Annotated in this window: 11 protein-coding genes; 7 read left to right on the top strand and 4 right to left on the bottom strand. The window is 66.3% G+C overall.

The features are described 5' to 3' along the window. Positions 1-4 precede the first annotated feature (4 nt). The 6 genes from pyk to M7H45_RS04565 all read left to right on the top strand — a co-directional run bounded on the left by pyk (position 5) and on the right by M7H45_RS04565 (position 6,200). On the top strand, positions 5-1,426 hold the full coding sequence (gene pyk / locus M7H45_RS04590) for a pyruvate kinase (RefSeq protein WP_298215072.1): 1,422 nt from the start codon (positions 5-7) through the stop codon (positions 1,424-1,426). 149 nt (positions 1,427-1,575) lie between these two features. Next, the gene (locus tag M7H45_RS04585; protein WP_298215071.1) at positions 1,576-2,157 is read left to right on the top strand and encodes a hypothetical protein; all 582 of its coding nucleotides are present in this window, start codon (positions 1,576-1,578) and stop codon (positions 2,155-2,157) included. 168 nt (positions 2,158-2,325) lie between these two features. Further along, entirely contained in the window at positions 2,326-3,207 is an 882-nt protein-coding gene (locus M7H45_RS04580; protein WP_298215070.1) for a cytochrome ubiquinol oxidase subunit II, read from the top strand. Next, positions 3,200-5,287: a cbb3-type cytochrome c oxidase subunit I gene (locus M7H45_RS04575; RefSeq protein WP_298215069.1), complete on the top strand. Its 2,088-nt coding sequence runs from the start codon at positions 3,200-3,202 to the stop codon at positions 5,285-5,287. Before M7H45_RS04580 ends, M7H45_RS04575 begins: the two co-directional genes overlap by 8 nt. Further along, positions 5,275-5,901: a cytochrome c oxidase subunit 3 gene (locus tag M7H45_RS04570; RefSeq protein ID WP_298215068.1), complete on the top strand. Its 627-nt coding sequence runs from the start codon at positions 5,275-5,277 to the stop codon at positions 5,899-5,901. The genes M7H45_RS04575 and M7H45_RS04570 overlap by 13 nt, the downstream gene beginning before the upstream one ends. After that, on the top strand, positions 5,898-6,200 hold the full coding sequence (locus M7H45_RS04565) for a cytochrome o ubiquinol/quinol oxidase subunit IV (protein ID WP_298215067.1): 303 nt from the start codon (positions 5,898-5,900) through the stop codon (positions 6,198-6,200). Before M7H45_RS04570 ends, M7H45_RS04565 begins: the two co-directional genes overlap by 4 nt. 2 nt (positions 6,201-6,202) lie before the next feature. Here M7H45_RS04565 and M7H45_RS04560 read toward each other — a convergent pair whose 3' ends face one another. Together M7H45_RS04560 and M7H45_RS04555 are read right to left on the bottom strand one after the other, a co-directional pair. Continuing rightward, the gene (locus M7H45_RS04560; RefSeq protein ID WP_298215066.1) at positions 6,203-7,339 is read right to left on the bottom strand and encodes an acyl-CoA dehydrogenase family protein; all 1,137 of its coding nucleotides are present in this window, start codon (positions 7,337-7,339) and stop codon (positions 6,203-6,205) included. Continuing rightward, positions 7,339-8,331, bottom strand: a complete 993-nt coding sequence (locus M7H45_RS04555; protein ID WP_298215065.1) for an acyl-CoA dehydrogenase family protein — start codon at positions 8,329-8,331, stop codon at positions 7,339-7,341. Before M7H45_RS04555 ends, M7H45_RS04560 begins: the two co-directional genes overlap by 1 nt. A 139-nt stretch (positions 8,332-8,470) precedes the next feature. Between M7H45_RS04555 and M7H45_RS04550 the strand changes: the two genes are divergently transcribed. Next, positions 8,471-10,924, top strand: coding sequence for a CaiB/BaiF CoA-transferase family protein (locus M7H45_RS04550; protein ID WP_298215064.1), 2,454 nt, complete (start codon positions 8,471-8,473; stop codon positions 10,922-10,924). A gap of 162 nt (positions 10,925-11,086) precedes the next feature. Here M7H45_RS04550 and M7H45_RS04545 read toward each other — a convergent pair whose 3' ends face one another. Then, positions 11,087-11,713 carry a ribonuclease HII gene (locus M7H45_RS04545; RefSeq protein WP_298215063.1) on the bottom strand — a complete coding sequence of 209 codons (627 nt, stop codon included), beginning with the start codon at positions 11,711-11,713 and terminating at the stop codon, positions 11,087-11,089. Further along, positions 11,706-12,155, bottom strand: a complete 450-nt coding sequence (locus M7H45_RS04540) for a nucleoside deaminase (protein WP_298215062.1) — start codon at positions 12,153-12,155, stop codon at positions 11,706-11,708. The genes M7H45_RS04545 and M7H45_RS04540 overlap by 8 nt, the downstream gene beginning before the upstream one ends.

The raw sequence follows: 12,155 nt of genomic DNA, 5'->3' as shown, positions 1-12,155 counted from the left end.
CGCCATGGAACGTCTCCGCCGCCACCGCCGCACCAAGATCATCGCCACCCTCGGCCCCGCGAGTTCCACGCCGGAGATGATCCAGCAGCTCTTTCAGACCGGCGCCGACGTATTCCGGTTGAATTTTTCCCATGGCGCGCATGCGGATCACGCGGCCCGGATCGAGATGATCCGCGCCGTGGAAAAGCGCTCCGGCCGGCCGGTCGGCATCCTCGCCGATGTGCAGGGGCCTAAACTGCGTGTTGGCACCTTCCAGTCCGGCCGGGTGCAACTGCAAACCGGCAGCCAGTTCACGCTCGACATGAACCCCGCCCCGGGCGATGCGCGGCGGGTCTGCCTGCCCCATCCGGAGATCATCGCCGCCGCCGAAATCGGCGCCACCCTGCTGCTGGATGACGGCAAGCTGCGCCTGCGGGTGCTGCGCAAGCGCGACGACCATTTGCTAACCGAGGTGGTCACCGGCGGCGTCCTCTCCGACCGCAAGGGGGTGAACGTGCCGGATGTGGTGCTGCCCATCCCCGCGCTTACGGAGAAAGACCGCGCGGATCTGGCCTTTGCCCTGCCGCTCGGCATCGATTACATCGGCCTCTCCTTCGTGCAGCGTCCGGAGGATGTCGAGGAAGCCAAGGCGATCGCCGCCGGGCGGGCGCTGGTGCTAGCCAAGCTCGAAAAACCCCAGGCGCTCGACAATCTCGACGCGATTCTCGACCGCGCCGAGGCGGTGATGGTGGCGCGCGGGGATCTCGGCGTGGAATTGCCGCCCGAGGAGGTGCCCATCGCCCATAAGCGCATCATCCGCGCCGCCCAGCTGCGCGGCAAGCCGGTGGTGGTGGCCACCCAGATGTTGGAGAGCATGATCTCCGCCCCCGCCCCCACCCGCGCCGAGGCCTCCGACGTGGCGACGGCGGTGTTCGACGGGGCGGATGCGGTGATGCTCTCGGCCGAGAGCGCGGCCGGGCAATACCCCCGCGAGGCGGTGAATATGATGGACCGTATCATCACCCGGGTGGAGCGCGACGAGGATTGGCGGGCGGGGCTGGACGCCAAGCGGCCGCAGCCGGAAAAAACCTCCGCCGACGCTATCGCCGCCGCCGCCGTGCAGGTGGCGCACACCATCAACGCCCGGGCCATCGTCGCCTTTACCGAATCAGGGGCGACGGCCCTGCGCGTGGCGCGGGAAAAGCCGGATTGTCCGGTGATCGGGATGGCGGTGAGCCCGCCCATCGCGCGGCGCCTCGCCGCCGTCTGGGGCGTGCACGCGGTGGTGACGAGCAGCGTCCATTCCATGACGGAGGCGGTGGAACACGCGCGCAGAATCGCCCGGCGGGAGGGCTTCGCCGCGAAGGGGGAGGAAATCGTCGTCGTCGCGGGAATGCCATTCGGCCAGGCGGGCACCACCAACGCGCTCCGCGTGGCCGCGCTGTGAGCCGTTGGATATTACTTTTCGCTAGTCTTTTATCAAATGTTTTATTATGAGTGCTTTGCCGTCTATCATTGCAGATTTATCCGGCTTGGCCGAATAAGCGTATTTCTGTATTTAAGGGCGGATTAAGCTGGGACAGGTTGAGGATTCTCATGTTGGATACATCACGCAAGGCCACGGCCTATGGCAGGCTCGCTCTCGGGCTGGGCGCCGCCGCCCTTATGCTCGCCGGCTGCTCAAAACCCGCCCCGCAGGTGGTGACGACCGCGGCGCCGGTCGGTCATGTTTATCCCGTCGCGGTGAGTGTGCCGCCGCCGGTCTCCCCAAAGATCCATTTCAGCCCAGCGGAACGCGCCGAGATCCAGCGGGCCTTCAATATCATCAGCCTGAAATCGGCGCTGATGGTGGCGGCGCTATCCTGTGACCAACGCGCCCAATACGATATCTTCATGACCACCTTCCAGCCGCATGTTCTGGAGGCGCAGCATGAACTCGACGCCTATTTTCACAAGGCGAGCGGCCCCACCAGCGGCCAGAAGATGGAGGACAGCTTCATCACCCTCCTCGCCAACAACCAATCCGTCGCCGGGATCAACCAGGGCTCCACCTTCTGCCTGAACAATCAGGCCGAGTATAAGGCCGTTCTGGCTCTCAAGACTCCGGAGCAGCTTGACGCCTTCGTGACCGACCAGCCGCCCACCGCGCAGGTGGCGAGCCTCTCCACCGGGCAATAAACTATCGGGCAATAATCCAAGGCGGGGGCGGCGGAAACCCCGCCTTCTTTCATCCCCGCCAAGTCCCGGCGCGCGCCAAGCCTAGGATTACAAAAGGTAAATCATCTTTACTCTTTGAAACCGGTACCCACTTAACCCTTATTGAGGGCCGCGCGGGGAAGGTGAAAGGTGAAGAAGATCCACCTGAAAATTTGGGCGCTGGCGGGCATTCTTCCCCTTGGGGGCTGCGCCAGCCTCTCCAGCGGATTTCTCCTGTCTCCCGCCGGGCGCATCGCCGCGGCGGAGCGCCACGAATTCCTCATTCTCGGCTTCATTCTGCTTTTCGTTTTCGCGCCCGTGGCGCTCTGTACTCCGCTTTTTGCCTGGTACTACCGGCGCACCAACCGCAAGGCTCTCTACCGCCCGGAATGGTCCTTCTCTTGGCTGCTGGAAGTGCTGATCTGGGTGCCGCCCACCGGCATCGTGGTGCTTCTGAGCTATTTCGTCATCATCTATACCACCCGGCTCGACCCTTACCGCCCCATCGCCGCCGCGGCGCCCGCGCTGGAGGTGCAAGTTGTCGCCCTCGATTGGAAATGGCTGTTCATCTATCCCGCCCAGAACATCGCCACCGTCAATCAGCTGGTGATGCAAGCGGGGCAGCCGGTGCATCTCTCGCTCACCAGCGGCACGGTGATGCAATCCTTCTTCATCCCCCGCCTGGCCGGGCAAATCTATGTGATGAACGGGATGCGCACCCAGCTTTATCTGCAGGCCGCCAGGCCGGGCGCGTATATGGGAGAAAACACCCAATATAATGGCGACGGCTTTCCCCAGGATAAATTCTCGGTTCTCGCCCTGGCGCCGCCGGATTTCGCGCGATGGATGGCCGCGGCCAGCACCAGCGCCGCCTCGCTCGACGCCGCCGCCTATCAAACCCTCTCCCGCCAATCGGTGGTGCCCGAGCCGTTGATTTTCGGCAGGGTTCAGCCGGATCTGTTCGGGGCCATTCTCAGCCAGAAGCTCACGCCTGGCTACGCGCAACAGCACCACGAGGCCGGACATGGATAATTCCCCGCTATGGCGGCTTCTCCTGGGGCGGTTCGTCTGGGGCGATCTGCCCATGGTCATCGCCTGGAATCACCCCACCGTGAGCAGCCTCATCGCCGCGGGGGCCGCCGTCATCGCCGTCCTCGGCGCCGTCGCGGTGTTCGGGCTCATCACCTATCTCGGCAAATGGCGCTATCTTTGGAGCGTCTGGTTCACCAGCCTCGACCATAAGCGCATCGGCATCATGTATGTTTGCCTGGCGGTGGTGATGCTGAGCCGCGCCTTGATCGAGGCCGCGCTGATGCGTCTCCAGCAGGACCTGGCAGTGAATTCGCCGGGCATTCTCACGCCCGACCATTTCGCCCAGTTCTTCACCACCCATGGCACGATCATGATCTTTTTCGTCGCCATGCCGCTGCTCTCGGGGCTCATCAATTTCGCCATGCCGCTGCAAATCGGCGCGCGGGACGTCGCTTTCCCCTTCCTCAATTCCATGGGTCTCTGGCTCTCGGTCGCGGGGGCGTTGCTGGTGATGATCTCCCTCGTCATCGGCGAATTCTCCACCGGCGGCTGGAGCGGTTATCCCCCCTACACGGAGCTGGCTTTCAATGGCGGGGTCGGGCCGGATTACTGGATCTGGGCGCTCACCTTGAGTTCGATGAGTTCGACGATCACCGGCCTCAACTTCGCCGTGACGATCTATAAGCTCCGCGCGCCGGGAATGACCTGGATGCGCCTGCCCATGTTCACCTGGACCGCGCTCTGCACCTCCATCCTGATGATTTTCGCTATGCCGCCGCTCACCGTCGCCACGCTGCTATTGGCCGCCGACCGTTATCTCGGCATGCATTTCTTCACCAATGACGGCGGCGGCGACATGATGAATTTCGTCAATCTGTTCTGGCTGTTCGGCCATCCGGAGGTGTATATCCTCATTCTCCCCGCCTTCGGCGTGTTTTCAGAGGTGGTCTCCACCTTCTCGGCCAAGGCGCTCTACAGCTATGTCTCTCTCGTCATCGCTACCGTGGCCATCGCGGTGCTGTCCTTCACCGTCTGGCTGCATCATTTCTTCACCATGGGCCAGGCTCCGGCGGTGAACGCGTTTTTTGGCATCGCCACCATGCTGATCGGCATTCCCACCGGCGTGAAAATCTATAACTGGATCTGGACGATGTTTCGCGGCCGGGTGCGCTACACCGCGCCGATGCTGTTTTCCATCGCCTTCATGGTCACCTTCGTCGTCGGCGGGCTGAGCGGCATAATCCTCGCCACGCCGCCGCTGGATTACCAGGTGCACAACACGCTCTTCCTGGTCGCGCATTTTCATAACATGCTGATCCCCGGCACGCTGTTCGGCATGATCGCCGGGTATCAATACTGGTTTCCCAAGGCGTTCGGCTTCCGGCTGGAGGAGCGCTGGGGGCAGGTGGCCGCGCTGCTCTGGGTCACCGGGTTCTATCTCGCCTTCATGCCGCTCTATGTGCTGGGGGCCTCCGGCGTGCCGCGCCGCTCGCAGGAATTGTTCAACCCCGCTTTTCAGCCCTGGCTCGCCGTCGCGCTGCTCGGCGTCTGTTGCATCGTCGCGGGGTTCGGCGCCCTGGTCCTGCAGGTCTGGTCCAGCATCGCCAAGCGCGAGCAGCTCGCCTCGCCCATCGGCGACCCCTGGAACGCCCGCACGCTGGAATGGTCAACCCCCTCGCCGCCCCCCGAATATAATTTCCCCGTCCTCCCGCAAATCACCCATCTCAACGCCTTTCACGAGAAAAAACGGCATGGCGGCGCGTATCAGCCCGCGCCGCGCTACCGTGATATCGAGATGCCGGCGAACAGCGCCTGCGGCCTCGTCTTCGGCCTCGCGCTCTGCGGCTGCTGCTTCGGCCTGGTCTGGCATATCTGGTGGATGGCGATCCTGTTCTTCCTGGTGACCCTTGTCGCCGGCATCATCCGCAGCTTCCGGCGGGATCTCGAGCGGATCATCCCGGCGGCGGAGGTGGAAGCGCAGGATCGCGCCTGGCTCGCCCGGGTGGCCGCCGCCACCCCGGTGACGCGCGACCTCGAAGCGAGCCCCTTGAATGAAGGATTGGCCCTATGGCGCGAGTAAGCGAACCGGAACTGATCCATGCCGGGCTAAACCTGCGCAATCATTCTCCCGCCGCGCTGAGGCGGCTGGAGAGCGACGTGTTCGGCTTCTGGGTGTTCCTGATGAGCGACGCCCTGCTCTTCGCTTTGCTCTTCGCGGTCTATGGCACGATGCTGGGCGGCGCGCCTTCGGCGGACTCCCAGTTCAAGATCGGCCCCGCCTTTCAGGAGACCTGGCTGCTGCTCACCAGCAGCTTCACCTACGGCATGGTCTCGCTCAGCCTCAAGCTCGGCTTGCGGCGGCGCTGGGTGGCGCTCTGGCTCGGCGTCACCTTCTGCCTGGGGGCCGGGTTCATCGTCCTGGAGGTAAGCGATTTTCTCGACATGTTCGCCCATGGCGCCACGCCGGAGGCCAGCGGGGCGCTTTCCTCCTTCTTCGTGCTCGTCGGCACGCACGGGCTGCATGTCACCAGCGGCCTCATCTGGATCGTGCTGATGGCGGCGCAGATGGCGGTGTACGGGCTGGACGACCGCGTGAAGATCAATCTCATCCGGCTCGGCTTGTTCTGGCATTTCCTGGATGTGGTCTGGGTTGCCATCTTCTCTGTGGTGTATTTGCGGGGGCTGCTGGCATGAAGGCGCTGCGCGGGGATTTTCTCACCTATGCCACCGGCTATGGGCTGGCCATGCTCCTCACCGGCGCGGCCTTCGCCCTGGTCTATTACCATTTGGCCGCGCCGGAGACGGCGTTCGCCGCCATTCTCATCCTCGGGCTGGTGCAGATCATCGTTCATATGCGCTGCTTCCTCCATATGAGCCTGCAACGCTCCGCCCGCGCCGATTTGATGCTGGTGCTGTTTTCCACCCTCATCATCGCCTTCATGGTCGGCGGCACGCTGGTCATCATGATCAATCTGCGCCAGCGGATGATGTAGCCTCACCTCACGCCGAGATGCCGCGCGATGATGCCGCGCAGCACCTCCCGCGTGCCGCCGCGCAGGGAGAAGCAGGGCGCGGCCAGGCGCGTGCGGGCGAAAGCGGCGGCGTAATCCGCGTCTCCCTGGGCGGGCGCGATGAGCTGGCGGGCGCGCTCGGGGATCTCCTGCTCGAAGGTGGCGCCGAGATCCTTGACAATGGCGGCGTGCAGATCGGGCTTCTCGCCTTGCTGGAGCCGCCCGGCGACGGATTGGGACATGTGGCGCAGCACGAGAAGATGCGCGGTGAGCCGTCCCAGCGCCCGCGCCGCGCCCGCGTCATCGGCCCCGGCCAAGCGCGATGTTTCTTCAAGCAGGGCGAAGGAGGAAAGAAAACGCTCCGGCCCGCTGCGCTCGAAGGCGAGTTCGGACATCACCTGCGTCCAGCCCTCCCCCTCACGGCCGAGCAGCGCGTCCTCGGGGAGCAGGACATCATCGAAGCTGACCTCATTGAAATGGTGCTCGCCCGCGATGTCCAGCACCGGGCGGATGCTGATGCCGGGCAGGCTCAGATCGACGATGAACTGGCTGTTGCCCGCATGGCGCTCCTCCGCCGGGCCGGTCCGGCAGAAACAGATCATGTAATGAGATTTATGGGCGAAGGTCGTCCAGAGCTTGGTGCCGGTGAGCCGCCAGCCGCCGGGCACGCGCTCGGCCCGGCTGCGCACGGAGGCGAGGTCCGAGCCGCTATCCGGCTCGCTCATGCCGATGCAGAAATAGCACTCGCCCGCCGCGATGCGCGGCAGGATCTCCCGGCGCTGGGCCTCCGTGCCGCAGCGCAGGATCATCTGCGAGCTTTGCCGGTCGGCGATCCAATGCGCGGCGACAGGCGCGCCCGCCGCCAGCAACTCCTCCACGACAACATGCCGCTCGATGGCGCTGCGCCCATGCCCGCCATATTCCACCGGCAAGGTCATGCCGATATAGCCGCGCGCGCCCAAGGCGCGGCTGAATTCGGGGTCGAAGCCCATCCAGCTACGGGCGCGCTCCGCCGCCGAATAGCCGGGCGGCAGGGTCTCCTTGAGAAAATCGCGGACTTGCGCGCGCAGCGCGGCGTGGCCCTCCAGCGGGGCGGGCAGGGGAAAGTCGAGGGAGGACATCAGAACCGATCCGATTGCAAATGGGTGATCTGGGGCCACAGCCCCCGGGCGCGCCCGGCGAGAACCGCCTGGCCCAGAATTTCCGCCCAATCATCCTCCCGCCCGTCCTCGTCGCGCCAGGACCAGAGGCGGCGGGTGAGTTCATGCAGCGGATATTCCTGGCTGAAGCCGATGGCGCCGTGGATCTGGTGGGCCAGATCCGCCACCTTGCCCACCGCCTCGCCAGCGCGCAATTTGGCCGCGCCCGCGAGCAGGCGGAACCGCGCGGGGGCGGTACGCGCCAGGCTCAGCGCCAGCGCCCCCATGGCGGCGGCGGCGCTCGCGGCGGCGGTCTCCTCGGCCATCACCGCCAGATATTGCTGAATTGCCTGGAACTTGGCGATGGGCCGCCCAAACTGCACCCGCTCCGTCGCGTAGCGCACGGTCATATCGAGCACACTTTCCATCGCCCCCGCCAGCTGCTGGGCGCGGGCCAGCGCCGCCAGGGCTTGCGGCACCTCCGCCGCCACCCCCAGCCTCGCTTCCACCGCCACGCCGGGGGCGGAGAGCAGCTCGTCGCGCGGCTCGCCCACGAGGTTCCGCCCTTCCCGCCAGGAGGCGTCCGCCAGCGCCAGGCGCTGAAGCCTCGGCTCCGCCCCGGCGCTCACCCGCACCAGCACGGCGAGATGGCGGCCCCAGGGAATCCGCCCCGTCCCGTCATCCACCGCCGCCGGCCCTTCCGCCAGCGGCAGGCCGGCCTCGGCCAGCAGCCAGTTCGCCACCATCGTCTCGGCCAGGGGGACGGGGGCGGCGTGGCGGGCGGCGATCCGCAGGGCGGCGAAGGCCTCCTCGCCCTCCAGGCCGAACCCGCCTTTTTCCTCCGAAAGGAGCGAGAGAGGATAGCCCGCTTCCTCGATCTCTTGCCACAGGTCCGGGGACCACGCCTCTGTGGCGGCCCGCCGCGCCGTGCCCGCGAAGAGCCGCGCCGCGCTCTCGCTGATCATGTCAGCCATTCATTTCCCTCCCGCAGACACAATGATAGGTTGGCTCAACCCCGGCATGCGCCGGGGGTTCCTGCATCATATTGACATATGCGATTTGGCGGTCCGATAAAAGCCCGGCACAAAAAAGCGGATATGGGAGGATGATAGCGTGAGCGGACCACTGGCCGGAGTAAAAATCGTCGATTTCTCCTCGGTGCTGATGGGTCCCTACGCCACGCAGATTCTCGGCGACCATGGAGCCGACGTCATCAAGGTGGAGTCCCCCGCCGGCGACACCACGCGCTGGATCGGCCCGTCCCGCAGCCCCGGCATGGGTCCGCTCTTCCTCGGCCTCAACCGGAGCAAGCGCAGCGTCGCCGTGGAGCTCAAAACGCCGGAAGGGCGGGAATTCGCGCTCAAGCTGCTCGCCACCGCCGATGTGATGATCCAGAATCTGCGCCCCGCCTCGATGTCGCGCCTCGGCCTCTCCTACGAGGCCGTCTCCGCCCTCAACCCACGCATCATTTATTGCAGCGCCTATGGCTATGGAGAGGAGGGCCCCTATGCGGGCCGCCCCGCCTATGACGATCTCATCCAGGGCAGCGTCGCCATTCCCTCCCTCATGGCCCGCGCCTCCGGGGCCGAGCCGCGCTACGTGCCCCTGAACATCGCGGACCGTATGGTCGGGCTCAACGCCGTGTTCAGCATCGGCATGGCGCTCTTCAACCGCGAGCGCACGGGGCGCGGCCAGCGCATCGACCTGCCGATGTTCGAGACGATGACCAGCACGGTCCTCTCGGATCATCTTTATGGCGAGGCCTTCGACCCGCCGCTCGCCCCCCCCGGCTATGTCCGCCTGCTCTCGCCCAACCGCCGTCCCCACCGCACCAAGGACGGCTATATCTGCGCCCTCGTCTATAATGATGGCCAATGGGACCGTTTCCTCTCCCATCTCGGCCGCGCGGATGTGAAGGCGGATGCGCGTTTCAAGGATCTCACGTCGCGCAACGCCCATATCGACCATGTCTACGAGTTTCTCGGCGGAATTCTCGCCCAGCACACCACGGCGGAATGGCTGGAAATCTTCCAGCGCCTCGATATTCCCGCCATGCCGCTCAACACGCCCGAAAGCCTGCTGCAAGACCCGCATTTGCAGGCGGTGGGCATGTTCGAATGGACGGAGCACCCGAGCGAGGGCCGCATCCGCTCCGTGCGCGTGCCTGGGCAATGGAGCGACACCCCGCCCCGTCCCGCCCCGCCCCGCTTCTCGGCCAGCACAGTGTCGAGCTTCTGGAGGAAACCGGCTACTCGCCGGAGGAGATCGAGCGGATGGTGGCGAAGGGCGCCGTGCTGGATGGCAGGCCGCGGCGCTAGCCCGCGCCCGTTACGCTTTAGCTTTGCCGGAGTATGCAAAATGATTCGTCCGCTCGACGGAATAAAAGTGCTGGACCTCACCCGCGTGCTCGCCGGGCCATGGTGCACGATGACCCTGGCGGATCTCGGCGCGGAGGTCTGGAAAATCGAGCATCCGGCGAGCGGTGACGACACGAGGGGCTGGCGGCCGCCGGAAGTTGGCGGTGAGAGCACCTATTACCTCTGCGCCAACCGCAACAAGAAAAGCATCGCCCTCGATCTCAAATCCCCCCAAGGGCAGGAGATCATCCTCGAACTGGCGAAACAAGCCGATGTGTTCATCGAGAACATGCGCTTCGGCGCGCTGGAGCGGGTCGGTCTCGGCGTGGAGGCGCTGCGCGGCCTCAACCCCCGGCTGATCTATTGCTCGATCTCCGGCTATGGCCGCCACAGCCCGCGCGCGGCGGATCCGGGCTATGACGCGGTGATCCAGGCGGAAAGCGGGCTGATGTCGATCACCGGCGAGGCGAGGGGCGAGCCGATGAAACTGGGCATCGCGGTGACGGACGTGGTCTGCGGCATGAACGCGACCCAGGCCATTCTCGCGGCGCTGCTGCTCCGGGAGCGGACGGGGGTTGGCCAGTTTCTCGACATCGCCCTGCTCGATGGCGGGCTCGCCCTGCTGGTGAATGTCGGCAGCGCCTATCTCAATGCCGGGCTCACGCCGACGCGTTTCGGCAACCGCCACCCCACCGTGGTACCTTATGGCATCTATCAGGCCAGCGACGCGCCCTTCGTGCTCGGCTGCGGCAATGACCGTCAGTTCCGCATTCTCTGTGTCCAGGCGCTGGAGCGGCCGGATCTCGCGGACGACCCCCGATTCGCCCGCAATGCCGGTCGCCACACCCATCGCGCCGAGCTTGAGGAAACCCTCGCCGCCCTATTCGCGCGGCAGCCGGCCGCGCATTGGGTGCGGCGGCTGATGGCGGCGGACGTGCCCGCCGCCGTGGTCAGAACCGTGCCCCAGGCCCTCACCGCGCCGGAGGTCGTCGCCCGCGGCAATGTGCAGACCATCCCGCACCCCACGGCGGGAGAGGTTCGCGTCGTCGCCTCGCCGCTGCGGCTGGAGGGGATGCCCGCCGCGCCCACCGCGCCCCCCTTGCTGGGGCAGAACACCCGGGCGGTGCTGCATGAGGTGCTGGGCAAAACGGCGAGCGAGATCGACGCCCTCATCGCCGCCGGGGTGGTGGCGGAGCCGGACGCCGCTTAAAACATCATTTCGCGCAGCCGCCACGCCAACCCCGCGCGGATTTTCTTTGGCGCGCAGCCGCCACGCCAGCCCCGCGGGGAGTTTTCTTTGGCGCGCAGCCGTCACGCCAGCCCTGCGCGGAGTTTTCTTTGGCGCGCAGCCGCCACGCCAACCCTGCGCGCGTTAGTCCAACAGCCCGGCGAGCAAGGGCAGCTCCTCCCGCAAGATCATGCCGAAGCCGGGGCGGTGATGAGGGGTGGGGCCATGCGCCAGCAGCGCGGCACGGTGAAACTCCACGGCATAGCCGGCATTGCGCTCCCAGCCGTAATGCGGGTAGCGCGTGGCGAGTCGGCGCATCAGCGCGTCGCGGGTTTCTTTGGCGACGATGGAGGCGGCGGCGATGGAGAGCGACAACCCGTCCCCCCCCACCAGCGCCGTGCAGGGCATGGCGAGCCCGGGCGTTTTATTGCCGTCCACCAGCACATGGGCGGGGGCGGCGGGCAAGGCGGCGATGGCCCGGCGCATCGCCAGTAACGAGGCGTGAAAAATATTGATCCGTCCGATCTCGGCGACCGAGGCGGCGCCGATGCCGATCTCCGCCTTCGAGCACCGCAAGGCCGCCAGCGCCGCCCCGCGCTGCTTGGCGCTCAAAACCTTGGAATCGTCGAGCAGCCCGGCCAGCCCCCTCGGCAGCCGCGCGGGCAGCACCACCGCGGCGGCCAGCACCGGCCCGGCCAGCGGGCCGCGCCCCGCCTCATCCACCCCGGCGACCCGCCCGCCGATCGCGCGTTCGTGCGAGAGGTCAGGCATCGCGCCGGGCTCCGAAAAACTCCCTGAGCAAGGCGGCGCAATCCTGCTCGCGCACGCCTCCGATGATTTCCGGCCGGTGATGGGTGGTGGGCTGGGCGAAGAGGCGCGGCCCATGCTCCACCGCCCCGGTCTTGGGATCATAGGCGCCAAAGACCAGCCGCCCGAGGCGCAGCGCGGCGATGGCTCCGGCGCAGAAGGCGCAGGGCTCCAGCGTTACCGTCAGCGTGCAATCAGCCAGGTATTTCTCATCCCGGCCGGCCCGCGCGGCGCTGAGGGCGAGAAATTCGGCATGATAGAGCGGGTTGCGCCCGGCCTCCACAGCATTGCCCCGCGCCGCCAGCACCGCCCCGGCGGCGTCGGTCACCACCGCGCCCACGGGCACCTCGCCCGCCGCTGCGGCGCGGCGCGCCTCGCCGAGCGCGATCTCCATGGGGCTGGTCAT

This window comes from Acidocella sp. (assembly GCF_027352905.1).
Lineage (GTDB): Bacteria > Pseudomonadota > Alphaproteobacteria > Acetobacterales > Acetobacteraceae > Acidocella.
The sequence above is the reverse complement of the archived record's forward strand: the minus strand, read 5'-3'. Positions and strand labels throughout refer to the sequence as shown.

What these genes read in the sequence shown, in the direction of transcription:
- M7H45_RS04555 (WP_298215065.1), bottom strand. Translation starts at nt 8,331, where the DNA reads ATGGCTGACATGATCAGCGAGAGCGCGGCGCGGCTCTTCGCGGGCACG.
- M7H45_RS04585 (WP_298215071.1), top strand. Translation starts at nt 1,576, where the DNA reads ATGTTGGATACATCACGCAAGGCCACGGCCTATGGCAGGCTCGCTCTC.
- M7H45_RS04575 (WP_298215069.1), top strand. Translation starts at nt 3,200, where the DNA reads ATGGATAATTCCCCGCTATGGCGGCTTCTCCTGGGGCGGTTCGTCTGG.
- M7H45_RS04540 (WP_298215062.1), bottom strand. Translation starts at nt 12,155, where the DNA reads ATGACCAGCCCCATGGAGATCGCGCTCGGCGAGGCGCGCCGCGCCGCA.
- M7H45_RS04545 (WP_298215063.1), bottom strand. Translation starts at nt 11,713, where the DNA reads ATGCCTGACCTCTCGCACGAACGCGCGATCGGCGGGCGGGTCGCCGGG.
- M7H45_RS04570 (WP_298215068.1), top strand. Translation starts at nt 5,275, where the DNA reads ATGGCGCGAGTAAGCGAACCGGAACTGATCCATGCCGGGCTAAACCTG.
- pyk (WP_298215072.1), top strand. Translation starts at nt 5, where the DNA reads ATGGAACGTCTCCGCCGCCACCGCCGCACCAAGATCATCGCCACCCTC.
- M7H45_RS04565 (WP_298215067.1), top strand. Translation starts at nt 5,898, where the DNA reads ATGAAGGCGCTGCGCGGGGATTTTCTCACCTATGCCACCGGCTATGGG.
- M7H45_RS04560 (WP_298215066.1), bottom strand. Translation starts at nt 7,339, where the DNA reads ATGTCCTCCCTCGACTTTCCCCTGCCCGCCCCGCTGGAGGGCCACGCC.